General features: G+C 58.4%; 24 protein-coding genes. 7 read left to right on the plus strand and 17 right to left on the minus strand.

The genetic code is table 11. The features are described 5' to 3' along the window. Positions 1–112 precede the first annotated feature (112 nt). The 15 genes from WCY31_RS12590 to WCY31_RS12660 all read right to left on the minus strand — a co-directional run bounded on the left by WCY31_RS12590 (position 113) and on the right by WCY31_RS12660 (position 16,113). Positions 113–820: a cytochrome b/b6 domain-containing protein gene (locus WCY31_RS12590; protein WP_345972672.1), complete on the minus strand. Its 708-nt coding sequence runs from the start codon at positions 818–820 to the stop codon at positions 113–115. 9 nt (positions 821–829) lie between these two features. Further along, a complete protein-coding gene (locus WCY31_RS12595) occupies positions 830–2,608 on the minus strand; it encodes a nickel-dependent hydrogenase large subunit (RefSeq protein ID WP_345970131.1) in 1,779 nt (592 codons plus the stop codon). Beyond that, a complete protein-coding gene (locus WCY31_RS12600; RefSeq protein WP_345972674.1) occupies positions 2,608–3,840 on the minus strand; it encodes a hydrogenase small subunit in 1,233 nt (410 codons plus the stop codon). Before WCY31_RS12600 ends, WCY31_RS12595 begins: the two co-directional genes overlap by 1 nt. 216 nt (positions 3,841–4,056) lie before the next feature. Continuing rightward, the gene (gene cobA / locus WCY31_RS12605) at positions 4,057–5,364 is read right to left on the minus strand and encodes a uroporphyrinogen-III C-methyltransferase (RefSeq protein WP_345972676.1); all 1,308 of its coding nucleotides are present in this window, start codon (positions 5,362–5,364) and stop codon (positions 4,057–4,059) included. Further along, positions 5,333–6,679, minus strand: a complete 1,347-nt coding sequence (locus WCY31_RS12610; RefSeq protein ID WP_345972678.1) for an aminotransferase class V-fold PLP-dependent enzyme — start codon at positions 6,677–6,679, stop codon at positions 5,333–5,335. The genes cobA and WCY31_RS12610 overlap by 32 nt, the downstream gene beginning before the upstream one ends. Beyond that, positions 6,648–8,231, minus strand: coding sequence for a nitrite/sulfite reductase (locus WCY31_RS12615; protein WP_345972680.1), 1,584 nt, complete (start codon positions 8,229–8,231; stop codon positions 6,648–6,650). The genes WCY31_RS12610 and WCY31_RS12615 overlap by 32 nt, the downstream gene beginning before the upstream one ends. A gap of 10 nt (positions 8,232–8,241) precedes the next feature. Next, positions 8,242–9,648: a sulfate adenylyltransferase subunit CysN gene (gene cysN, locus WCY31_RS12620; protein WP_345972681.1), complete on the minus strand. Its 1,407-nt coding sequence runs from the start codon at positions 9,646–9,648 to the stop codon at positions 8,242–8,244. Beyond that, on the minus strand, positions 9,648–10,559 hold the full coding sequence (gene cysD / locus WCY31_RS12625; protein ID WP_345972682.1) for a sulfate adenylyltransferase subunit CysD: 912 nt from the start codon (positions 10,557–10,559) through the stop codon (positions 9,648–9,650). Before cysD ends, cysN begins: the two co-directional genes overlap by 1 nt. Before the next feature lie 3 nt (positions 10,560–10,562). Further along, positions 10,563–11,267, minus strand: a complete 705-nt coding sequence (locus WCY31_RS12630) for a phosphoadenylyl-sulfate reductase (RefSeq protein WP_345972683.1) — start codon at positions 11,265–11,267, stop codon at positions 10,563–10,565. 8 nt (positions 11,268–11,275) lie between these two features. After that, the gene (locus tag WCY31_RS12635; protein ID WP_231019493.1) at positions 11,276–11,506 is read right to left on the minus strand and encodes a DUF2061 domain-containing protein; all 231 of its coding nucleotides are present in this window, start codon (positions 11,504–11,506) and stop codon (positions 11,276–11,278) included. Between the two features lie 56 nt (positions 11,507–11,562). Further along, positions 11,563–12,498, minus strand: a complete 936-nt coding sequence (gene cysK, locus WCY31_RS12640; protein WP_345972684.1) for a cysteine synthase A — start codon at positions 12,496–12,498, stop codon at positions 11,563–11,565. A 51-nt stretch (positions 12,499–12,549) separates the two neighbouring features. Then, complete coding sequence (locus WCY31_RS12645) at positions 12,550–12,993, minus strand: DUF4395 family protein (RefSeq protein ID WP_345970145.1); 444 nt, start codon at positions 12,991–12,993, stop codon at positions 12,550–12,552. Between the two features lie 370 nt (positions 12,994–13,363). After that, the gene (locus tag WCY31_RS12650; protein WP_345972685.1) at positions 13,364–14,665 is read right to left on the minus strand and encodes a nickel-dependent hydrogenase large subunit; all 1,302 of its coding nucleotides are present in this window, start codon (positions 14,663–14,665) and stop codon (positions 13,364–13,366) included. Beyond that, positions 14,655–15,548, minus strand: a complete 894-nt coding sequence (locus tag WCY31_RS12655; RefSeq protein ID WP_345972686.1) for a hydrogenase — start codon at positions 15,546–15,548, stop codon at positions 14,655–14,657. The genes WCY31_RS12650 and WCY31_RS12655 overlap by 11 nt, the downstream gene beginning before the upstream one ends. Beyond that, positions 15,529–16,113, minus strand: a complete 585-nt coding sequence (locus tag WCY31_RS12660; protein WP_345970151.1) for a TetR/AcrR family transcriptional regulator — start codon at positions 16,111–16,113, stop codon at positions 15,529–15,531. Before WCY31_RS12660 ends, WCY31_RS12655 begins: the two co-directional genes overlap by 20 nt. Before the next feature lie 124 nt (positions 16,114–16,237). On the opposite strand from WCY31_RS12660, the gene hisF reads away from it, so the two are divergent. Genes hisF through rlmN form a run of 4 tightly spaced genes read left to right on the plus strand, consistent with a single transcriptional unit; the run spans position 16,238 to position 18,888 of the window. Further along, entirely contained in the window at positions 16,238–16,996 is a 759-nt protein-coding gene (gene hisF / locus WCY31_RS12665) for an imidazole glycerol phosphate synthase subunit HisF (RefSeq protein WP_345970153.1), read from the plus strand. Between the two features lies 1 nt (position 16,997). Further along, on the plus strand, positions 16,998–17,252 hold the full coding sequence (locus WCY31_RS12670; protein ID WP_345972687.1) for a DUF2164 domain-containing protein: 255 nt from the start codon (positions 16,998–17,000) through the stop codon (positions 17,250–17,252). A 14-nt stretch (positions 17,253–17,266) separates the two neighbouring features. Further along, positions 17,267–17,806 carry a purine-nucleoside phosphorylase gene (locus WCY31_RS12675; protein ID WP_345972688.1) on the plus strand — a complete coding sequence of 180 codons (540 nt, stop codon included), beginning with the start codon at positions 17,267–17,269 and terminating at the stop codon, positions 17,804–17,806. Then, positions 17,803–18,888 carry a 23S rRNA (adenine(2503)-C(2))-methyltransferase RlmN gene (rlmN, locus tag WCY31_RS12680; protein ID WP_345970157.1) on the plus strand — a complete coding sequence of 362 codons (1,086 nt, stop codon included), beginning with the start codon at positions 17,803–17,805 and terminating at the stop codon, positions 18,886–18,888. The genes WCY31_RS12675 and rlmN overlap by 4 nt, the downstream gene beginning before the upstream one ends. Before the next feature lie 105 nt (positions 18,889–18,993). On the opposite strand, the gene WCY31_RS12690 is transcribed toward rlmN, so the two are convergent. Further along, positions 18,994–19,374, minus strand: coding sequence for a hypothetical protein (locus WCY31_RS12690; RefSeq protein ID WP_345970158.1), 381 nt, complete (start codon positions 19,372–19,374; stop codon positions 18,994–18,996). Positions 19,375–19,731: 357 nt separating this feature from the next. Between WCY31_RS12690 and WCY31_RS12695 the strand changes: the two genes are divergently transcribed. Both WCY31_RS12695 and WCY31_RS12700 read left to right on the plus strand, forming a co-directional pair. Beyond that, positions 19,732–19,920: a hypothetical protein gene (locus WCY31_RS12695; protein WP_345972689.1), complete on the plus strand. Its 189-nt coding sequence runs from the start codon at positions 19,732–19,734 to the stop codon at positions 19,918–19,920. Positions 19,921–20,209: 289 nt separating this feature from the next. After that, positions 20,210–21,931 (plus strand): lysophospholipid acyltransferase family protein, encoded by a 1,722-nt coding sequence (locus WCY31_RS12700; RefSeq protein WP_345972690.1) that lies wholly within the window; start codon positions 20,210–20,212, stop codon positions 21,929–21,931. A gap of 22 nt (positions 21,932–21,953) precedes the next feature. Here WCY31_RS12700 and WCY31_RS12705 read toward each other — a convergent pair whose 3' ends face one another. Further along, entirely contained in the window at positions 21,954–22,862 is a 909-nt protein-coding gene (locus tag WCY31_RS12705) for an RluA family pseudouridine synthase (protein ID WP_345972691.1), read from the minus strand. Between the two features lie 126 nt (positions 22,863–22,988). Between WCY31_RS12705 and purB the strand changes: the two genes are divergently transcribed. Beyond that, positions 22,989–24,320, plus strand: a complete 1,332-nt coding sequence (gene purB / locus WCY31_RS12710; protein WP_345970163.1) for an adenylosuccinate lyase — start codon at positions 22,989–22,991, stop codon at positions 24,318–24,320. Positions 24,321–24,376 lie beyond the last annotated feature (56 nt).

The raw sequence follows: 24,376 nt of genomic DNA on the forward strand, positions 1-24,376 counted from the left end.
CTTTGAACGGTCATCACACCCTCAGCGGGGGCTGAAACCTTGTTATCTTAGCATAGTTTGGGAGGTTGAAAACGTCCCGGGTGCCCCGGAACGCGGGGGAAAATCCTGCTGCTTAGGATTCCTGCTCTTTGGCGAACTTGCTGCCGCCGAAGACAATGGCGATATCCCCCTCTTTCCAGAAGATCGTCCGCCATATCTGGTAGTAGATATGGAAAGCGACCCAGGTAAGGATGAGCCACATCGATTCATGGTGCGAAATGCGCACATCCATCAGCGTTCCGCCCGTTACCGGGATGGTCCAGTCGGTGGCAAGGTGCAGCAGCGCCGGCCACCACGCCCCGATCGAACTCTGGCCGGACTCCAGTCCGTGAACATAGAGCTGCAGCCCGGTAAAGAGCATCCAGATCAGGAGCAAGTGGAAAATCGTAAAATAGACCGTGTTGAAACTGTCGCTGTGCGTCGAATCAAACTTCTTGCGCCGGTTGAGCGTGACGAGGTTCAAAAGCACCTCGCCAAACTCGGCAATGTTTTTGCCGGTGGGAATAAGCTTCTTGTACGGCTTCTCGAAACGGCTGAAAAAATAGAGATAGGCGACGACGATGGAGGTGACGTCAAAGATGATCGCCACGATAAAGTGCCCCCACCGGTTCCACGCCATCACGTATTTGTCCACCGCACCGTCGGCGATAAGCGTCTGGTAGTACGGGTGCCCTATGTAGAGCCCGGTGATCACGGCAGCCACCATCGAAATCGCGTTGGCCCAGTGGATGATGCGCATGGCGCCCGTCATCCGCTTAACCTGTTTACGTTCGGATTTCATGGGATCTCCTTAGATACTGCACTGGCTGTCGAGCTTGTAAACACCCAGCGATTTGCCCTTGGTATCGACGACGTGCACGGCACAGGCGATACAGGGGTCAAAACTGTGAATGGTCCGGATGATCTCCAGCGGCTGTTCCGGATCGGCGACCTTGGTCCCGATCAGGCTCGCCTCGTAAGCGCCCATCCGTCCTTTATAGTCCCGCGGACCCGCGTTCCAGGTGGAAGGGACGACGGCCTGATAGTTGGCTACCTTCCCGTCCTCAACGCGGACCCAGTGTCCCAGGGATCCGCGCGGCGCTTCGGCCAGGCCCATCCCCTTGGTTTTCACACTCACCTTGTCGAAGTCAAACTCCGTCCAGGTGCGCAGGTCGCCGGCCGCCGCGTTGGCGGCAAGCTCGTCGACCCACTCCACCAGCGCATCCGCCATCAGTTCAGTCTCAATGGCACGGCCCGCCGTACGGCCGACGGTACTGAACAGTACCGATACCGGCAGGTTGCCGCGCTTGAGGAAGTTCGTCACGTACTTCGTGATCCGCTCGTCCTTGCTCGCCACCCCGACGATCATCCGTGCCAGCGGCCCGACCTCGACGCGGGTATCGTTGTACATCGGCGTCTTGATCCAGCTGTACTTTTCCCCTGTCTTCAGGTAGGCGATGCCGTCATCACGCTTATCGAGGCCCGTATATTTCGGGATCGTCTGCCCGTTGTACGGGTGCAGCGGTTCGCTCCCCTCGTACCAGGAGTGCGTGACGTCTTCAGCGATCTTCTCATGGTCGACCGGCTCGACCTTGCTCAGGTCGCCCCCGTAGACAATACCGCTCGGGAAGAGGGTTTTCGCATTGTAGAACCCGGTATCGTCCAGGCGGAAGTCGCCGTAGCTCATGTAGTTGAGCAGACCGCCGCCGGTCCCGCCGACGCCTTTGCCGCCGATGAGTTCCGTAAACGTCGCTTTGGAGTCCGTCGCTTCGTCTGCGTACATCGTCCCCGCCATGTAAACGTCAGGCAGATAGGCCTGCTTGATAAATTTGTTCGTGTCGGTCAGCAGCTGTTTGAACAGCGCAATGCGCGCCGGATTCTCAATATCCTGGACACAGGTGACGCCGCCGACGACGATGGATTGCGGGTGTGGGTTCTTCCCGCCGAAGATCGCCTGCATCTTCGCCATATCACGCTGAATATCCAGGGCCTGGAGGTAGTGCGCTACCCCGATCAGGTTCTGTTCCGGCGTGAGCTTGTAATGTTTGTTCCCCCAGTAGCCGTTGCCGAAGATCCCCAGCCGGCCCTGTTTGACGAACTTCGCGACACGTTCCTGGATCGCTTTGAACTCGCTCGGGCCGTCCGTGTACGGTGAAACGCCTGCGACAGCGGCCCATTTGCGTGCCTCTTCCGCCGTTTTGTCGGGATCGGCCGACAGTGCGGAAACGACGTCGACAAAGTCCAGTGCATGCAGGTGGTAAAAGTGCACAAGGTGGTCATGCACATACAGTGACCCCTGGATCAGGTTACGTACGATCCGTGCATTTTTCGGAATCGTAATGTCAAAAGCATCCTCGACGGCCTCGATGGAACGCTGATAATGCGTCCCGGTACAGACACCGCAGATACGCATGGCCAGCAACCCGCAGTCCCGCGGATCGCGCCCCTGAAGGATCGTTTCGATCCCCCGGAACATTGTCGAGGAGCTGTAGGCATCCACGATGGTGTTGTTTTCATCAATCACCGCCTCGATACGCAGGTGTCCTTCGATCCGCGTAATCGGGTCGACTACAATATGTCTCTTGCTCATTATCCTTCTCCTCCCTCTTCTTTCTTACCGGCAACTGCACTGGCGACGGCATGAATACCGATACCGATACCCGCCGCCGTCAGGAGACCGAGACCGAACTGGTCCACGGTCTTTTCGACACCGCCGGTCGGTGCTTTGATATTCGCATTGGCCATCGGCCGCTCATAGGCGTATTTGTCCCAGAAGTCCGGTTCGGCACAGCCGATACAGCCGCGACCGACGCCGATCGGCCAGTTGACCCCTTCGTTGTAGCGGATAATGGAGCAGTTGTTAAAGGTCATCGGTCCTTTACACCCCATTTTATAGAGACAGAAGTTGTTCTTCGCACCTTCGTCGCCCCACTCCTCGACGTACTCGCCCGCGTCGAAGTGCGCACGGCGTTCGCAGTTGTCGTGGATACGGTATCCGAACGCGAATTTCGGACGCAACAGGGAGTCAAGCTCCGGCACCTGCCCGGTGAGGGCATAATGCAGGACAACGCCGACCATATTCGCCGGGTTCGCCGGGCAGGCCGGGATGTTGATCACCGGTTTGCCCTTGATAACGTCCATTACCCCGACGGCTCCCGTCGGGTTCGGCGCCGCGGCGGGAATACCGCCGAAGGTCGCACAGGCACCGACCGCCACAACGGCGGCGGCGTCTTCGGCGACACGGTTCAGGTGATCCAGAAAGTTCTCGCCGGAGGCACCGATGGTACACCACTCCCTGCCGACACCGACGGGAATGGAGCCCTCGACAAAGAGAAGGTAGTTCCCTTTAAAGTGCTCCATCGCATCTTCAAGCTGTTTCTCCGCCTGGTGTCCCGCCGGTGCCATCAGCGACTCGTGGAACTCCAGCGAAATGATGTCGAGAACGATCTCGTCGATCTTCGGCCCGTCGCTGCGGAGCAGCGCTTCGGAGTTGCCCGCACAGTCCTGAAGCTCGAGCCAGATAACCGGCAGGCGGTTCATCAGTTCGGCGGCTTCCGCGACAAGCGGCGTGAACATCGGCGGCAGCATCAGCATCGCCGTGACCGCACTGACCCATTTCATAAAGTCACGGCGGTCCTGCCCCTCGTCGCTGAGCAGGGATTCGAAGTCGAGCCGGTTGACCGCCGGCTGCTCCCGCAGAGCGTCCAAACGCGTCCGACACGTATCGAACAGTTGTTGATAATATAGGTCACCCCGGTTCGTATCTACCCTGGCGCTTTTCGAGGTGAAGAGTTTCCGCACCCCATCTATTCGTTCAGCCATCGTTTCCTCCTCGATAAATGAATGATCATTCACCATTCTATGTGCTAATAACTTAAACTTATCTAAAGTTGGGGTTTGGCCCCTTTCCCGGTGAAATTCTTATATCTTTTTGGAACCAGCTTTAGAAGAGATTTTTGTGAAGATCCATATCTATGATAACAATATTTCAAGACATAATGTCTGCCCTGTACGGCCTCTCTGCCCGGTCCCATCGGACTAGACGGCGTTTGCCGCCGCCCGCTCCGCTCTTTTGCCGCCCTCGAGGTAGCCTGGCAGTATGGCATGCAGCCTGACGACGTCGCCGAAGACGATAATGGCCGGTCCTTCGACTGCCCCGGCGGCGTCGGCAAGCTTGCCAAGCGTCGTAACCCGCGTCTGCTGATTCGGACGCGTTGCATTGGAAACGATCGCCGCCGGCAGTGTCCGGCTGATACCCCGCTCCAGCGCGGCGTCACGGATGGCCCGGGAAAGCGACAGCCCCATCAGCACCACTGTCGTATGATCGGGCTGCCGGAGCAGATCGATCCACGATAGGTTGGTCTTCGCCCCTTTCAAATGGGCCGAAACAACGGAAAAGTTCGCCGCGTACCCCCGGGCGGTCACGGGGATGCCGGCGACTGCCGGCCCCGCGATCGCTGATGAGATGCCGGCGACCACGCTGACGCGGAACCCTTTTTCGGCCAGGTATGCTGCCTCCTCCGCCCCGCGTCCAAAGATATAGGGATCGCCGCTTTTGAGCCTGGCGACGCTGCACCCCTTCTCCGCATACTGCACGATCATACGGTTGATCTCATCCTGCGTACGGCTGTGGCACCCCTTGCGCTTGCCCACATAGATCTTGATGCTCTTTGTCGGGATCAGCGCCAGGATCTCCTCGCTGATCAGGTGGTCGTACAGGATGACATCGGCCTCTTTTATAATATGGTACGCCTTGAGCGTCAACAGCTCCACATCCCCGGGGCCGCACCCCACCAGGGAGACGCTGGCGAGCAGACGACCGGTGGCGTTACGCGTCGCCGCGGCATCGATCATCCCCCCGGAACGTTCGCCGGCTTTCTCCCGTGCGAGTGTTTCGAGCTCCGGCGGCAGGGTGCGCCGTATCTTGTCCCGGACGCACTGCGTCAGCGTGGGACTCGCCCCGTCGCTCGAGACGGCGATCTTAAGCGGCCCGTAGTGCAGCAGGGAAGCGAAGTAAAAGTCGCACAGAGACGGGACGTCGACAACGTTGAGCAAAAAACCCTTTGCGGCCTTCAGACCGAGCAGCATCTCCGTCACGGCGTTGTCGCCGGTAGCGTCAATGACCACCGAAGCCCCCTTCAGATCGCCGGCTGCCACGTTTTTGCGCAACACTCTGTGCAGGGGCACTCCTTCAAAGCCGGCATGGACGGCGGGTGCAATCACCGTTGCCGCAATGCCGTTGGCCGCAAGGACCTCCGCTTTGTGCAGCCCCACTTTTCCCGCACCGACAAGGACGACCCCGCCCTCTTTGGGCTTAAGTAACACCGGAAGCGATGCCGTTTTCATGTTTCTCTCCTAGACTCCGAATCGTATTTCGGATCGATGCAAGGAGGTAGTCGATATCGGCGACCTCCTGCGAATAGTGCACGCTGATGCGCACCCAGCCCGGACGCGTCTGCAGCTCCGCATCATCCGCCAGCCCGAGCAGATCGTGCCCGTAGGGTCCAGCGCACGAACAGCCCGCCCGGGTCTGGATCCCCCACGCTTCCGAGAGTCCGGCGCACAGTGTGTAGGGATCGATGCCCTCGACATTGAACGAGACAATCCCGAGGTTCTCTCTCTCCAGATCCCCGTACACCGTACAGCCCGGAATGTCCCTCAGTCCGGAAAGCAGATAGTCCGTGAGCTGCTTTTTGCGGTTTTTGATCCAGGCCAGTCCCAGTTCGTTGCGCAGCTGGTAGGCGAGTGCGGCCCGGATGAGCTGCAATATCCCCGGCGTGCCCGCATCCTCCCGGCTCTCCTTCTCGTCGATGAAACGGTGTTCGCTCCGGTTCACGTACGTCACGGTGCCCCCGCCGGCGAACGTCGGTGCGACCGTATCGTTGATCAGCGATTTGCGAATGACCAGCAGCCCGCACGACCCCGGCCCCCCGAGCAGTTTGTGCGGGGAGAGGAACATGGCGTCGTAGAGCTTGCTGGGCACGTTCATATACGGCGATGACGCGGCCGCGTCGAAACAGACCATCGCGCCGTAACGGCGCAGCAGACGCGAGATGCGCTGATAGGGGGTGATGATCCCCGTCACGTTCGAAGCGATGCAGAACGCCCCGATCACCTCCCGGTGGCGGTTCGCCTGCAGCAGCATCTCCATGTACTCCAGGTCGATCTCCCCTTCGGCATCGAAGCCGATGCGCACGGTGTCGCAGATCCCTTCGCGGTAGCTGATCTCGTTCGAATGGTGCTCGTAGGGGCCGACGATGACCAGCGGCCGGTTCTTGGGCCGTACCCGTACGATGCAGCGTTTCCGCGTCGCCGGGGGGATATAGACCCCCAGGATCTCCTGCAGACGCTTGATCGCCGAGGTGGCGCCGCAGCCGCAGGGCAGGATGGCGAAGGCGTCGTCCAGCCCCAGCAGCGTTTTGAGCTGCTCTCGGGCCCCGTTGTAGTAGTGTTCCGTCACCGCCGCCATCGACGCCTCTTTCGAATGGGTGTTCGCATAGGTCTCGAGGACCTCCCGGATCCGCGATTCGATCGGTTCAAATGCCAACCCCGACGCGGTGTAGTCAAAATAGTGCTTCTTATGGCGGCCGATCGTCTGCTCAGCGACGAAAGTCTTGCGGTTCCCCCGTTTAAGCAACGGCCGAAATAGCTGTTGTGTCATATGCCTGCTCCCGTAAAAATGCTCCGAATGTTTCATACCCGCTGCTAAGATACTGCAGCAGCAGGCGCTCGATAATGCCGGCGGCCTCTTCGGGCGCCACCTTGATGCCGCTCTTTTCACCGAACGCGCTGCGCTCGCCTTCCAGGTGGCCGCCGAAGATCAGCTCGAAACCGCTGATCCGCCGCTCCCCGCGCTTCAGTATTGTCCCCACGAACCCGATGTCGACGATGTGCGGATGCGCACAGGCGTTCGGACAGCCGTTGACGCTGATCGAGACCGGCTCGCTGAAGTCGGGGAAGCGCTCATTCAGGTAGTCGACGATCTCCCGCGCCAGCTCCTTCGTTTCGCTGATGGCGAACTTGCAGAAGTTCAGCCCCGTACACGCCAGCGTTCGCGCTTTGAAGGGGGTGGGATTGGACGACAGCCCGGCCTGCTCCAGCTCCCCGGTCATGGCGCTAACCCGACTCTCGGGGACGTCGAGCACGACGACGTTCTGCGTCGTCGTGAACTTGGCCCTGCCGGCACGGTGACGCTGCATCGCCTTGGCCAGTTGCAGCAGCCCGCCCCCGCCGATGCGCCCCGACGTCACGGCACAGCCGATGTAGCTCCTGCCCTCGACGCTGCTCGCATGGGCGCCGAAATGGCCCCGCAGGGCGTAGGGCGTGTAGGCCCGGGCCTGCGGCGGCAGCAGCTCGAATCCCAGCAGCGCCTGCAGCCGGGCGACGAAGGCGTCGACTCCCCAGGCATCGACAAGGTGCCCCAGTCGGGCCTTGGAACGGTTTTCGCGGTTCCCCTCGTCGCGGTACAGGGTCGCCACCGCCTCGGCGATGGCAACGACCTGCTCCGCCGCCGCATAACCGATATGTGAAGCGATGCGCCGGTTCTTGGCCAGCCCGCCCCCGACGCTAACGTCGAAAAGCACGCGGCCCGACGGGTGATCGACCGCCGTAAAGCTCAGGTCCTGTATCTCGTGGGAGATACAGTGACTGCGGCAGCCGCTGATGCCGATCTTGAACTTGCGCGGCAGGTTCGAAAAATCCCGGTTGTCCCGGAACAGCGCGTTGACCGCCCTGACCAGCGGGCGCACGTCCGCCACGGCTCCGCGGTCAATGCCGTCCACCGGGCAGCTTACGACGTTGCGCGGACAGTCGCCCGCGGCCATCTTCGTACTGAGCCCGACGCGTTCTAACAGGGCGAATATCACCGGCAGATGCCGCACTTCGATCCAGTGGAACTGCAGGTCCTGCCGCGTTGTGATATCGGCGCTGCGCCGGGCGTATGCATTGGAGATGTAACCGAGTGTTTTGAGCTGTTCGGTCGTCACCTCCCCCGCCTCGAGCTTGACCCGCAGCATGAAATAGAGCGTCGGGTCCTCCTCGCCCTGGAGGTTTCTGTTCTGGGTGTAGAGCCCGTACCATTTGAACCGGTCGATATCGTCTGGATGCGGGTCGCTGCCGCTGCGGGCATACTCCTCAATCGCGCCGATAACGTCCAGGCCGTCCTTTTCGCGCTTGATGCGCTCCACGCGCTGCGCTTTCGTTTCGGATGCCATGTATCACCTCCTATGCAATCGCTTTGGCTTCCCAGTGCGGGAAGTGTCTGCGTATCAGGGCGTTGAGTTCCGCCTCGAACGATGCGGCCGCCGTCTCCGGCAGCGTATTCTCTTCCGCCGCCGCGACGATCATGCCGGCCCCCGACGTGTTGTTGCTGACGCGGTCGATCAAAATGAAGCTGCCCGTGTAGCGGTTCGCTTCGTACGGGTCACACGCAATCGGCGCCCCCAGGAGGAGCCGCACCCGCGCGATACCGTTGAGCCCGAGTTCCGCCGCCTCGTGCTGCGTGAGGGTATTGACGTCGTAGCGGTAATCGATCGCCTCCACCTTCGCAGCCACCGTTGTCGCCGCGCGCTTGAGCGTATAGGTTCTGCCGATCTCGAGCGGCGTCTCGTCCATCCAGACCAGCTCCGCAATGAGTTTCCCGGCAAGCGCGATCTCGGCATCGCCGTCGACGAGGATGTCGCCGCGGCTGATGTCGATCTCGTCTTCGAGGGTCAGCGTCACGGCATTGTCCGCCTCCGCAACCGCCAGTTCGCCGTCAAAGGTCACGATCGAACGCACCCGCGACCGTTTCCCAGACGGCACAACCTTCACCGTGTCGCCCTTGCGGATCGCGCCGGAAGCCACGGTCCCGGCAAAGCCGCGGAAGTCGGCGTTTGGCCGGTTGACGTACTGCACGGGGAAACGGAAAGGCGCCCCGTCGACCTGCCTGTCCAGTTCGGCCGTCTCAAGCAGTTCGAGCAGCGTCGCGCCCTCGTACCACGGCAGACGCGCCGAGCGTTCCACGACGTTGTCCCCCTCCAGCGCCGAGAGCGGAATCACCGACACCTCGGCGATATCCAGGCCCGCCGCGAACGCCATGTACTCCTGCCGGATCGCTTCGAAACGCCCCTCGGAGAAATCGACGAGGTCCATCTTGTTCACCGCGACGATTACCCGGGTGATCCCCAGCAGCCGGACGATAAACGAATGGCGCCGCGTCTGCGTCTGGATGCCGTAACGGGCGTCGATCAGGATGATCGCCAGGTCGGCGGTCGACGCGCCCGTCGCCATGTTCCGCGTATACTGCTCGTGCCCCGGGGTGTCGGCAATGATGAACTTGCGCCTGTCCGTGGCAAAGTAGCGGTACGCGACGTCGATGGTAATCCCCTGCTCGCGTTCGCTCTGCAGACCGTCGACGAGCAGGGCCAGGTCGACCCGCTCGCCCGTCGTTCCGGACTTGCGGCTCTCCTTCGTGATCGCCGCCAGCTGGTCTTCGAAGATCATCTTCGTATCGTGCAGCAACCGGCCGATGAGGGTGCTTTTCCCGTCATCCACGCTGCCGCAGGTGATGAACCGGAGCAACTCCTTGTTTTCGTGTTCATGCAGGTAGCGCTCGATGTCCGAGGCTATCAGTCTCTCTTGTGCTTCCATTAGAAATATCCTTCCATTTTCTTCTTCTCCATGGAACCGGCCTGATCGCTGTCGATCACCCGCCCCTGGCGTTCGCTGGTCTTCGCCAGCAGCATCTCCTGAATGATCTCCGGCAGCGTCGTCGCCGTCGAAGCGACCGCGCCGGTCAGCGGGTAACAGCCGAGCGTCCGGAATCGCACGCTCTCGAGGCGGGGTTCTTCCCCCTCCTGCAGCGGCATCCGGTCGTCGTCGACCATGATTGTCACGCCGTCGCGCTCCACGACGGGGCGCTCCTGCGCAAAATAGAGCGGGACGATCGGGATCTGTTCGAGGTAGATGTACTGCCAGATGTCCAGCTCCGTCCAGTTCGACAGCGGGAAGACCCGGATGCTCTCGCCCCGGCGGATACTGCCGTTATAGACGTTCCACAGCTCCGGGCGCTGGTTTTTCGGGTCCCAGCGGTGGTTCGCGTCGCGGAAAGAGTAGATCCGCTCCTTAGCGCGGCTCTTCTCCTCGTCGCGTCGCGCGCCGCCGAAGACGGCATCGAACCCGTACTTCTTAAGCGCCTGCTTCAGCCCTTCGGTCTTCATCACGTCCGTGTGCACCGCGCTCCCGTGGGTAAAAGGGCCAATACCGCGGGCGACGCCCTCTTCGTTAACGTGAACCAGCAGCTCCAGCCCCAGCGCGTCGATCCGGCTGTCGCGGAACGCGATCATCTCCCTGAACTTCCAGGTCGTATCCACATGCAGCAGCGGGAAAGGCAGCTTGGCGGGGTAAAACGCCTTGAGCGCCAGGTGCAGCATCACGGAGGAATCCTTCCCGATGCTGTAGAGCATGGCCGGGTTATCGAACTCGGCGGCGACTTCGCGCATGATGTGGATCGCCTCTGCCTCCAGTTTCCTCAGATGGGTGCGACGTTGTCTGTCGATCATTGTTTACTCCTTTCGGTGCAGTCCGCACTCTTTGTGTTCGGGCGATTCCCACCACCAGCGCCCCGAGCGGATATCGTCGCCCGGGACGACGGCCCGGGTACACGGCGCACAGCCGATACTCGGGTACCCGTGGTCGTGCAGCCGGTTGTAGGGCACGCCGTTGGCGTGGAGATGCTCCCACACCTCCGCCTCGCTCCACTCGATGAGCGGGTTGAGCTTCAGCAGGCCGTTGGCCTCGTCGTGCTCGACCATGCGCATCGATTCGCGGGTCGGGGACTGCTCGCGCCGGAGCCCCGTGATCCAGACCTCCACGCCCCGAAGCGCGCGCTTCAGCGGTGCGATCTTCCGGGCATGGCAGCAGCGCCTGCGGTTTTCGACGCTGTCGTAAAAGCCGTTGATCCCCTGCGCTTTGTAGAGAGCCTCCACGTCCGAGGGATCGGGGAAATAGACGTCGATGTTCATCCCGTACTTTTGGTTTGTTCTGTCCATCACGTCGTAGGTCTCATAAGGCAGCCTGCCCGTGTCGATCGTAAAAACCCCGATGTGCTCCCGGTGCGGCTGCAGCAGATGCGTCAGCACCTGATCCTCCGCGCCGAAGCTCGAAGCCAGTGCGATCCGTCCGCCGTACTGCTGTGCGAAATACGCCAGCACCTCATCGGCGGTTTTCCCCGCCAGACGGCGGTTCAATGTTTCAATGTTCTCTTTCATCACCTCTCCTAAATCTGATAGTCGTCGCCGGTCGGCCGGTGCAGACCGATGCCGATCCTCGTCCAGGCCCGCTCGTGCAGGTAGTACAGGACCATTTTCGTAAAGACCTCGATTGAACCGATCGAGGCGGCCATCGCCAGGCTGCCCGTAATCAGGAACGAGATCACCATCGTGTCCAGGGTGCCGACGGCGCGCCAGGAGAGGGTTTTCACCGCACTCCGATAGGCTTTTTCTTGCATAATGTCACCACACTTTTCATGGAGCCGTGCGACCGGCCCTCTTGTTGTTTTCGCCGCTACTCGGCTGCTTCGATGTCGTACAGCGGCGTCGACAGATACCGCTCGCCGGTATCGCACAGCATCGTCACGATCATCTTCCCCCGGTTCTCCTGCCGGGCCGCCACTCTGCGGGCGGCGAGCACGTTTGCGCCCGAAGAGATGCCGACGAGCAGCCCCTCGTCCCGGGCCAGCTTCCGCGCCGAAGCCATTGCCTCGTCGTTTCCGACGGTCAACACCTCGCCGTAGGCCCAGGGGTCGAGTACCTTGGGCACGAAGCCCGCCCCGATTCCCTGGATTTTGTGCGGCCCGGGCTTGCCGCCGGAGAGGACCGCCGAGTCTTTGGGCTCCACCGCAATGATCTCGATGTTCGGGTTGTACGCCTTGAGGATCGACCCCACCCCGGTGATTGTGCCCCCGGTGCCGACAGCGGCGACGAAGATATCGATCTTCCCGGCCGTATCCCGCCAGATCTCCTCCGCCGTCGTCACCATATGCGCGACCGGGTTGGCCGGGTTCTCAAACTGCTGCAGCACCACCCCGTTCTCGATCGTGGCCGCGAGCTCTTTGGCCCGTACCACTGCGCCGGCCATCCCCGCGGCGGGATCGGTCAGCTCGAGTTCGGCCCCGAGTGCCAAGAGCAGCTTCCGGCGTTCGATGCTCATGGAGCTCGGCATCGTCAGGATCAGCTTCAGTCCCAGCCCCGCCGCGATCGATGCGAGCGCGATCCCCGTATTGCCGCTCGTCGGCTCGATGATCACGCTCTGTTTGTTCAAAAGCCCGCTCTCCAGCGCCCGCGTGATCATATTCTTCCCGATCCGGTCCTTGACCGATCCGGAGGGGTTCATGAATTCACACTTGCCCAGCAGCGTCGTTTCCGTTTCGTCCGAAGCGTTGTTCAGCTTCACCAGCGGCGTATTGCCGATCAGTTCTGTTACATTGGTTGCGTAATGCATGCCGTCTCCTTGAAATACGGATAAATGCGGTACCTTCGCACCTGTTTGGGCCTACAGCGCCACGACCTCGATCTCATGCCGTTTCAACCAGCGGTAGAGGGCACACCCCATACAGCTGTCATCCACCGCTTCGGCCGCCGTCCAGATCGCAAATGCGCCGGCAAACAGTCCGGCGATGTTCGTGTATCCCGCCAGGTCCGTGCCCAGCGTCCCCAGTGTCACGCCGAACTTGATCTGGTCGGCAAAACGCTTTTCCGCCGCGTCGGCCCTGCGCTCCCCGAACCGTATCATGTACGTTGCGGCGCGCGCGCTCAGCGCCAGCGGGCTGATCCATGGCGTCGCATTGAGCAGCACGAAATAATCCAGTGCCAGCAGCAGAAGCCAGACGGTACTGTCCGTTTGCAGGTACATGGTCGCCGCCAGCGCGACGATAGCTGCCCGCAGCCGGGTCTGGTTGGCGTCGCTGCCGTAACCGGGTGGTGTATTGACTTTCATTCCAATCTCCTTTCTGCAGCCGGGAGAGATTCGCCGCCCTGCTGCCTATTGTTTTTCGGCTTGTCGCCGTGAAACGGACGCCGGTAAAGACGTCGGAATCTTGGTAGCCGTTTGGAATGGAAAAACTATAAATGAATATTCATTCAGTGTCAAGCGCTTTTATTTTTATGGGATTCTACTCTGGGACCCAAAACCGCCAAAAGCCCTGCCGGAAGGGATTGAACGGCAATATATTTTTCTTGATTTTATACCTTAGTATTCTACTATAGTTACTTATGTATCAGAAGATGAAATATGCAGAATTGGATATATTATATTTATTTTTTATAATATAAATATGGATGGATTATTTTATAGTGCCGTCCGGGGGTCAGTGCGTCGTGCACACCGAACAGACGTCAAAACTGCGGAAAACGAACGTCGCCTCGGCGATATCGGCGGCACCGACCATCGCTTTTTGCGCCGGGGCGGGATCGGACATCACGGAACTGCCGAGGTTCCACTGCGTCGGCGTAATAATCCCGTATTCGGCGACGATCCCCCGCTCCAGACGCATGCGATGCATCAGCGGTCCGCGCGGGGCCTCGACGATCCCCTCCCCTTCGGCGCTGATGCGTTCAAGGGGCGCCGGCGGGACATAGGAGGGTTCGGAGAGCTCCAGTTCCGCCAACAGCGTTTTCGCATGCTGTAGCAGCACGGCCGTCTCGTACGCCCTGGCCATCACCCGTGTGTACACGCTGTCCTTGTAGCGTCGATGCATGTTTTTGATCAGGGCGGTATCGGCCGAGATCGACCGGGCGAGCGGCCCGACTTCATAAAAGTGCTTCCCGTAGCGGACATTGCGGGCATGACTCGTCTCATCCCGGCAGACTGCCGGTTCCGTCGATACCTGGGAGGGATCAGCTTTCATCGGACGGGTATGTTTCAGCCGTGCCCGCACCGTAAAGCCGTGTTCTCCCAGAACGACAAACCGGTCGTATGCCATCCCCTTTTTATGCATCTCCGTCGCGATCAGGCCCTTTTCCAGACGCCCGAGATCGCTCTGCAGCGGGTTGAATTCCCGGCAGGAGGCAAAGGAGAGCAGCGCATCCAGCCCTACGCCCGCCGTCTCCTTTTCGAAAAAACCGATCAGCTCGTCCAGAAGCCCCGCCGCCTGGATCCGCTCCAGGTGTGTCGGGTCGCAGGTGACACCGCCGGGGATCATGTAGGAGCTGTGGGGCCACTGCCCGGCGAAGAGCGCAAGGATCTTCGTCGCCTGCGCTGCGGCGTAGGCGCCCTTGAGCGGGGCCGGAGAGATGCCTCCGACACCCAATTTTTCCAGTTCGGGCAGGATGACGAGGTAGAGCCATTTGAAATGGTTCTGGATCATCTCGAGTACCAGCGTCAGCTCCCGGATGCTCCGCGCCTTTCGCGTCAGCTCGACCGGATAGCCCGCCTGCGCGTATGCCGCCTCGATCGCCCGGACGGTCGCCATCAGGTGAGCGTGCCCGCAGATGCCGCAGACCCGCGGCGTGATCACCAGGGCATCGGTCGCCTTGCGCCCCTCGAGCATGCGCTCCATCCCCCTGAAATGCGGAAAGGCGATCTCCGCCCAGGTGATCTTCTCCCCGCGGGTGTCGAAATAGAGCGACGCCTCCCCCTCGATGTGTTCAATCAGTGCCTTAGTCATCATCGGTAAGCCGCTCCTCCAGCCGTTTGATTTTGAAGCTTTTGGCGATGCCGGTCATCGTCAGGTAGGCGCGCTTGGAGACGCCGACCGGCACCTCTTCGGGAATCGACATGTTCGTCTTCGTTTCAAAAAGGTTGCGGCGCGGGAAATCGGGCTCGGTACAACCGAAACAGGGCGTGCCGACGCGCATTTTCGAACTGACGCCGTTCCAGAGCGTCCGGTTGCACGAGGCGTGGGTCAACGGCCCGCGGCAGCCGTGTTCATAGAAGAGGCACCCCTCCTTCCGCCCGAACTGCTCCGCATCCACCTTCCACTCGAAGTATTCGTTACGGAGGCAGCCGTCATGCGCCATGTGGCGGTAGAGCGCCGTCGGCCTTCCCAGGGCGTCGACGGAAATAGGACGCCCCTCCGCGATGTTCATCAGGGCGAATCCGAGCCATTCGGGGTGCACGGGGCAGCCGGAGAGATTGATCACTTTGCCGGCTTTTCCGAGCAGGGGGCCGTCGGGATGCTCCCCGGCGTAGGCCAGGCCGCTGTTACGTTCCGGCGCCGCCGCTTTGAAGATACCGCCGAAGCTGGCGCAGCTGCCCGCCGCGATGACGTGACCGGCTTCCTCGGCATAATACGCCACCAGCCGCTCCAGCGTCACGCCGGCGCGTTCCATCATCGGATCGAAGGCACCTTCGAAGACAAGGACGTCACATCCGCGTCTGCAGCGCGCAATCTCCTCCAGGTTCTGGGAACAGGGGAGCAGCGGATGGTAGAGGATCTCAAAACGCGCCAGCAGCTGCGGCAGATAGGGAAGGTTTAAAAAGGAGTGGGTGTTGCCGTTGCAGGTGACACCCTGAAGCCAGATCAGCGTCGGTTTAAACAGTCTTGAGCGCACGGTAGATATTCTCCGCGATGGAGGCCTCGTAGCTGCTCAGCGGTTCGGGCAGAATCTTCTCACCGAAGAGAAAGACCATCCCCCCGAGGTACCCCATAAAGAGGCCGAAGGCGCTGAAAAAATCCTGGTCGCGGAGTTCGCCCCCGGCAACACCGTCATCAAAGAAGATCATCATCTCCGTAATAAAAGGCGAGACGCAGACCATCCCTTCGCACGACTCTCCGAACACCTCGCGGTTGGAGAGGTAGATCCGGAGGAAATACTCGATCATCTCCGGGCGTTCGGTCGCCATCGTGAAATAGAAGGTAACGATCGCGCTGATCTTATCCTTTGCGCTGCCCGGACCTTCGTTGATCTCGCGGATATGCTTGCCGAGGTATTCGGAAATATAGAGGATGAGTTCTTTGGCGAGAATATCCTTCGAGCTGAAGTAGTTGTAAAAGTTCCCGACGCTCATGCCGACCTTCGCCGCGATATCGGGAATGGTCGTGACATAAAAACCCTTCTCCGCAAACAGCTTCAATGCCGTCGAAATGATGTTCTCTTTACGTTCTTCTTTGCTCACGCGCGCCACGTCACCCTCTTTAAATAATATTAATCGTTCCCCTAATGGTAGCACAAATAGCGAATAGCCATTCACATTAAGATGCATTACCTTATAATTTGATACCTTTAATGAAAGCGAACCCATGGATTATTTCGCCAAACGTATCATCCCCTGTCTCGACGTCAAGGACGGCCGCGTCGTCAAAGGGGTCAACTTCGTCGGACTCAAAGATGCGGGCGACCCCGTGGAGATCGCCAAACGCTACAACGAGGAGGGTGCGGACGAACTGACCTTTCTCGACATTACCGCGTCGCACGAAGAGCGCGATACGATCGTCCATATCGTCGAACAGGTCGCCAAAGAGGTCTTTATCCCGCTGACCGTCGGCGGGGGGATCCGCAAACTCGACGACATCTACAAACTGCTCAATGTCGGCTGCGACAAGGTGAGCGTCAATTCCGCGGCGGTCAAACGCCCCGACCTCATTAACGAGGGGGCGAAACGGTTCGGGGCGCAGTGCATCGTCGTCGCCATCGACGTGAAAAAGACGGGCGACCGCTATCACGTCTACCTCAACGGCGGGCGGATTGATACGGGTATCGACGCCGTCGAATGGGCCAAAGAGGCCGTCGACCGCGGCGCCGGTGAGATCCTGCTCACCTCCATGGATACCGACGGCACCAAGGCCGGTTTCGACATCCCCATCACCGAGCAGATCAGCTCGCTCGTCAACGTCCCGGTCATCGCCAGCGGCGGGGCGGGCACGATGGGCCACATCAAAGAGGCGTTCGAGCACGGTGCCGACGCGGCACTGGCGGCCAGTATCTTCCACTTCAAAGAGATCGACATCATGGAGCTCAAACACTATCTCCGCGACAACAACATCCCGGTCCGGCTCTGAGATGTCCGATATCGTCGTATTTTCGCCCGAAGAGAAGGCGATCCTGATCGAAAAGATCAAAACCTATGTTGCCAAAGAGCTCGACCAGGAGATCGGCGGCTTCGACGCGGAATTCCTCTTGGACTTTTTTGCCGAAGAGATAGGGGTTTACTTTTATAACAAGGGTTTGAACGACGGACTGGATGAGATGCGGGTTCGGATCGATACGATCGCCGACGATGTCGGCTACACCCTTGAAAAAAATTCACATTCATAAGGAATGCAATCGCGATGATCATCTGTGCCGGCAATAACGAGACCTTCGACTTCGCGACACCGATGGGCGTCGGGCTGATCGAGACGACCATGAACATCACCCGCCTCTGCCTCTTCGACAAACCGGAGTTCCTGCTTTTTGTCGGGACGGCCGGCAGCTACGGGGAGAATGCGATCTTCGATATCGTCGAATCGAAAACGGCCGCGAATATCGAACTCGCCTTTTTGCAGAACAAAGCCTATACTCCCATCGACAATGTCGTCTCCACCAATACGGAGGGGACCAAAGAGATCATCGTCAACTCCAGCAACTATATCACGACCGACGCCGAACTTGCCAAAGGCTTTCTGCGCTTCGGTATCGGCATTGAAAACATGGAGTTCTTCGCCGTCCTGCGCGTCGCGCAGGAGTTCGGTATCCCCGCGGGCGGCGTCTTCTGCGTCACCAACTACTGCAACCAAGATGCCCACGCCGATTTTGTCGCCAACCACGACAGAGCCAAGGCGCTGCTGGGCGAGCATGTCAAGCGACGCATCAAGGAGTTGACGGCATGAACACACCCAAACCGACGATCATGGACCTCACCAAAGAGGAGCTTGCCCAGGCCGTCAAGCCCGCGTTCCGCGCCAAGCAGATCTACGGCTGGATCTACCACAGCTTCGTTGACAGTTTCGACGAGATGGCCAACATTCCCAAAAGCCTGCGTGAAGAGCTGAACGAGCGCTACATTCTCAACCCGCTTAAAATCCTGCGCAAGGAGGAGGCGGCCGACGGCACGATCAAGTACCTCTTCGAACTCCCCGACGGCAAAACGGTCGAAACCGTCTGGCTGAAGATGAAAGAGACACAGTACAACGAAGACGGCTCCGTCGCCCAGGAGGCCAAACACACGGTCTGCGTCTCCACCCAGGTCGGCTGCAAAGTCGGCTGCAGTTTCTGCCTGACGGCCAAGGGGGGCTTCACCCGCGACCTCACCCCCGGCGAGATCGTCGCCCAGGTCCTCTCCGTCAAGAAAGACAACGACCATGCGGCGAACCGCCGGGTCAATATCGTATATATGGGCATGGGGGAACCGCTGGACAACCTCGACAACCTCGCCAAGGCAATTCGCATCCTCAAGGACGAAGACGGTCTCTCCATCTCGGGCAAGCGCCAGACGGTCTCCACAAGCGGCATCAGCACCCGCATCGACAAACTGGGGCAGATGGACCTTGGTGTGCACATCGCCATCAGCCTCCATGCCGTCGACGACGAGCTGCGCACAGAGCTTATCCCGATGAACAAGGCGTACAATATCGCCTCCATCATGGATGCCGTGCGCCGATTCCCCATCGACACCCGCAAACGCGTCATGTTCGAATACCTCGTCATCAAAGGGAAAAACGACGACATCGCCTCGGCGAAGAAACTGATCAAACTGCTGCACGGCATCAAGGCGAAGGTCAACCTGATCTACTTCAACCCCTACCCGGGCAGTGACTACCAGCGCCCCGAACGCGAAGACATGGTGAAGTTCCAGCAGTATCTGATCGACCACGGGCAGCTCTGCACCATCCGTGATTCGAAGGGGATCGACATCAGCGCCGCCTGCGGGCAGCTCAAAGAGAAAACAAACGAAGAGAAGGAAAAAGCATGACAGGATTGGATATCGTACAGATCGTTTTTTTGATCGGCGTCGTCCTCGTCGGCCTCGGCGGGATCGTCTGGGTCGTCAAGAACGAAAAAAAGTAACGCGGCTCGCTTAATGGGCGAGTTCGTCGACCGTCCCACCCTCCAGTGAAAAACGGCGCGAGACTTCGCGCTCGCTCCCGTCCTCTTCCGTCAGCGTCACCGTCACCGTCCACACTCCCTGCGCCCGTCCGCGAAGGTATCGGTAGTCATAGACCGAACCGTTTCGGGTCGGCAGCGCCATGGTGTGCTCTCTGTCATCCTGCGGAAACATGTCCGAATGCCAATAGAAAACAACCTCGCGTTCCCAATCTTTACGGGGTGTTACGAATGTACACTGAATCTTTTCGACACCATCATCGAGCACACTGCAGTGAACCGTGTCCCCCCGTGCCGAAAGTGTCAAAACCGACCCGACAACCGTCACAAGGCCTATACTGACGATTTTATGCATATTAAACACCCTCATTCTGTTTTTTTTTGCTAAGCAATTATAGCCTATCTCAGAAAAAGAGGGGGTACATCTGACAAAGTGCCTAGCGAAAAAAAATTTAAAAAACCCTAGATTTTTTCCTCCCTTTTTGTTACTATTGCACTTACAATACATGCAGCAGTATAAGAAATCATGAAATTCATCGATTTTCATGTTTCTTGACAGACTGTATGACGACGGTTCCCCCCAACATGTTTTACCGTCTGTGGCTGTATTGTAGAATTCCCGCCGGAAAGTAGTACTATGAAAGCAATTGGATATCTCGTTCTTATCAACAATGCTTACCCAGATACTATTGCATTCAACAAAAGAGTAGCGATGGAAGCTGCCAACCGTTTTAATCCGAATGCGATCAACTATATCGAGCGCACCTATACGGAACGCCGTTCAGCTTCTGAGCTGGCGAAAATGCTCGCCTTCGACAATAATGAGTCTCGCGAAGAGATCCTTGCCCGGGTCCGCCGCGAACTCACCGAGTACTGGGAAGGGAAAAGACTGAGCAGCTAATGCTCGTCTCCCTTGCACATCCCTTTTTTTCTCTTCACATCCCTTTTAAAACGCCCTTTTTTGTTACTTTATTCACCTATTGTTCAAAGCTGTGAATAACTTCAAACAACATCACATTCTTATATTTGATTTTCTTATACTTATTTTTTGCACCTCTTTTACATGTAACAGCACTGTAGCGAAAATGTAATGGCCGTGTAATTTCGGCAACCTATACTGCTTTCCATAAAAATCCGGCATCTCCGCTGCAGCGCATCAGTGCAGCGGAGATGCCGCCACGGAGCATACCATGCTGAATATCGAAGGCACACTGCATCAAGAGTACCCGCGTTTCTTCCACTACCCGACAGCAGTCAGGAAGCCGGCCCTCTCTTTTTTGAGACTGCTGCTACAAGAAGAGAAGATCAACCACTTTCTCACCGACCACCGCAAAGTGAAAAACCTTGCATTCATCGACACGGCGCTGGAGCATCTGAATATTTCATATAAAACGGACCACCACCAGATCCAGAACATTCCGGCCATCGGAAAAGTGATCATCGTCGCCAACCACCCCATGGGTGCCATGGATGCCTTTACATTGATCAAAATGGTCAGCAGCATCCGCCACGACAAAAAGGTAAAGATCATCGCCAACAAGGTGCTGGCAGCCTTTGACCAGATCAGCGACCTCCTGATCGCCGTCGACACTTTTAACGGCCGCCTGACCAAGGAGAGCATGAAGAAGGTCGACGAGGCGCTGCGCAACGAAGAGGCCGTCATCTTTTTCCCTGCGGGCGAAGTCTCACGCGCCTATCTCAACGGGATTGTCGACAGCAAATGGAAAAGCGGTTTCATGAAGTTCGCCAAACGGACCCAGAGTCCCATCCTGCCCATCCATATCAAAGCGCGCAATTCCATGCTTTTCTACGGCGCCTCCTGGCTCTACCGACCACTGGCGACCATGCTGCTCGCCAAGGAGATGTTCTCCGCCCGAAACAGCGTCGTCGAGTTCACCGTAGGCGAAATGATCGGCATCGATACGATCAACGATATGCCGCTGAGTTACAAACGCCACGCGAAGATGATGCGCAAGCACCTTTACAGAGTCTCCAAGGGGCGTAAACCGCTCTACCCGACCCAACAGTGCATCGCCCACCCCGAACCACGCCACCTGATCAAAGAGGAGCTCAAGCGGGCCCAGCATATCGGTTCGACCTCGGACAACAAGCAGATCTATCTCGCCGATTTCGAAGAAGCGCCGACCCTCCTCAATGAAGTCGGCCGCCTGCGCGAATACAGTTTCCGTAAAGTCGGCGAAGGGAGTGGCCGAAAGCGCGACCTCGACCGCTACGACGAGTACTACCGCCACCTCGTGCTCTGGGACGACGACGCGCTGGAGGTCGTCGGTGCCTACCGCATTGCCGACTGCGAATGGGTACTTTCCTGGGGCAGCAAGGACGCCCTCTATCTCAATGAGCTCTGCAGTCTCGGCGAGGCATTCGAACCCTACCTGGAGAATGCCATCGAGCTCGGACGCAGTTTCATCCAGCCCAAATACTGGGGAAGCCGCGCGCTCGATTATCTCTGGCAGGGCATCGGCGCCTACCTGAAGCACCATCCCCATATCAGGTACATGATCGGTCCCGTCAGCATCAGCGGAAGCTACCCCTCTGCCGCCAAAGAGGCGCTGGTCCACTTTTACGGGCACTACTTCGGCAGCCGGGACGCCCTGGTGACCGCACGTACCCCATACCGGCTCTCTGCCCTTGCCCTGGAGGATGAAAAAGCGCGCTTCTGCGGCGATGACTATGCCGAAGACTTCCGCCGTCTCAAAGAGTATCTGAGAGCCTTCAACGTCACCGTACCCACGCTCTATAAACAGTATGCGGAGCTATGCGATGAGGGAGGGATCACCTTTATGGATTTCGGGATCGATGCCGAATTCAACAACTGTATCGACAGCTATATCCTGGTCGACGTCACAAAGATCAAAGAGAGCAAACGCAAGCGCTACATTGATACGGAGTGAATGTTTCACGTGAAACATTCACTCACCCCATCGCCTCAAAGGCTTCACTAATAAAGTTCGTCTGTGACACCAGATCGTAACGGACACCTTCGAAGGTAAACGCCAATCTGTTGGCATGCAGCAACAACCGTTTCGCGCCGCTCTTCCCAATACGCTCCTCGTCACTGATTCCCTTGTCCAGAAAGCGGATAACATCCTCTTCATCCTGTCCATAGATGGGGTCGCCGACGATCGGATGTTTCACGTGAAACAAATGGACGCGTATCTGATGCTGCCTTCCAGTCAGCGGTTTCGCTTCGACAAGGGTCATATCGTGCTCGGGAAAATAGTGCAGAACCTTTATATCCGTCCGCGACGGCTTGCCCTCTACATGAACCTTGACGATCATCCTCACCAGGGCGGAGTCGTCCGGCTGTCGGATCAGCGGAGCGTCTATCGTCACGTCTGCGTCCATCTTGCCATGGACAAAGGCCAGATAGCGTTTGTCCATCTCACGGTTTTCAAACATCAGTTTTAGGGTGCGTTCGCTCTCTTTATCCTTCGCGGACAATAACAGTCCGCTCGTCTCCTGGTCGATGCGGTGTGTAATGTTTGCATGCGGTCCGAAGCGGTGGCGTATTTCATCCACCATACTGTAGGGAGTATGACGGTTCTGCGGATGCACAAGCACACCGCTCGGTTTGTCAAACAGCGCAAACGACTTCGTTTGAAACACAGGATCAAGACCGCGGGAGACCGGTTCAAACATAACACACTGAAACAAACCCTCGACGTCGCCGCCGGGATCGCGCATCAACTCACCGTCGATAAAGATACGGCCCTTGGAAATATAGCGTTGTGCATCGCGCTGGGTGAAGCCGAGTTCGCGTATCAAAAAGAGGAAAGCCTTCATGCGTTTTGGGGCAACGAAATCTTTGAGAACGAACGGCAAATTAAACCCTTTATTAGTGACGCTTGGCTATTATCTACTTTATATAAAAGCGGCATTTTAGCATAGGAACGATGTGTCTTTTCCGTCGAATCCCGCTAATAAAAACCGCAGCAACGAGGAGCGAGAATGGTAGAACGCTATGCCAGAGAAGAGATGGCATCCAAATGGACGATGCAGGCAAAATATCAGGCCTGGCTCGATGTCGAAAAAGCGGTTGTCAAAGCCTGGAACAGACTGGGGCTCATCCCCGATGATGATGCAAAAAAAATTGTAGAGAACGCCGGCTTCGACGTCGAGCGCATCGATGAGATCGAGAAGGTGACGCGCCACGACCTGATTGCCTTCACGACCTCCGTTTCGGAGACACTCGGCGACGAGAGCCGCTGGTTCCACTACGGCATGACCTCCTCCGATACGATCGACACGGCCGTTGCCCTGCAGATGAAAGACTCCCTTGCCCTGATCATCGAAGATGTCAAAATGCTTATGGAATCCATCAAGAAACGCGCGGAAGAGCACAAGATGACCCTGATGGTCGGACGCTCCCACGGCATCCACGGCGAACCGATCACCTTCGGTCTCGTACTGGCCGTCTGGTACGACGAGATGCACCGCCATCTCAAGAACCTGGAGGAGACCATGGAGGTCATCTCCGTCGGTCAGGTCTCCGGCGCGATGGGCAACTTCGCCCACGCCCCGCTGGAGCTCGAGGAGTACACCTGCGAAGAGCTCGGCCTTCAACCGGCCCCCGCGTCCAACCAGGTCATCCAGCGCGACCGCTATGCACGCCTGGCGACCTCCCTCGCCCTGATGGCGAGCAGCATCGAGAAGTTCGCCGTCCAGGTACGCCACTGGCAGCGCACGGAAGTCTACGAAGTCGAAGAGTTCTTCGCCAAAGGGCAGAAAGGCTCCTCCGCCATGCCGCACAAGCGCAACCCTATTCTCACGGAGAACATCACCGGTCTGGCACGCATGATCCGCGCCTACTCCATCCCGGCGATGGAGAACGTCTCGCTGTGGCACGAACGCGACATCTCCCACAGCTCCACGGAGCGCTTCTGGCTGCCGGACGCCTTCATCACCTCGGACTTCATGCTCCACCGCATGAATAACGTCATCGCTAACATGGTCGTTTATCCGGAGAACATGATGAAGAACCTCAACCTCACGGGCGGCCTCGTCTTCTCCCAGCGCGTTCTGCTCGAGCTTCCCAAACAGGGCGTGAGCCGCGAAGATGCCTACCGCATCGTCCAGCGCAACGCCATGAAGGTGTGGGAAGGACTGCAGCAGGGCAGACCGGCGCTGAACGAAAAGGGCGAGAGCCTCTATCTGCAGTACCTGCTCGGCGACGAAGAGCTCAGAGCGAGTCTGGACGAGGGACAAATTCGCGAATGTTTTAACTACGATTACTATACGAAAAACGTGGATAAAATTTTTGCAAGGGTCTTTAGCAAATAACAATCTAATTCGAATATAATTTCCTTATCTTCCTGCCTCTTTTTCAAAGGGAGTCG

It is taken from the genome of Sulfurimonas sp. HSL3-1 (assembly GCF_039645995.1).
Taxonomy (GTDB): domain Bacteria; phylum Campylobacterota; class Campylobacteria; order Campylobacterales; family Sulfurimonadaceae; genus Thiomicrolovo; species Thiomicrolovo diazotrophicus.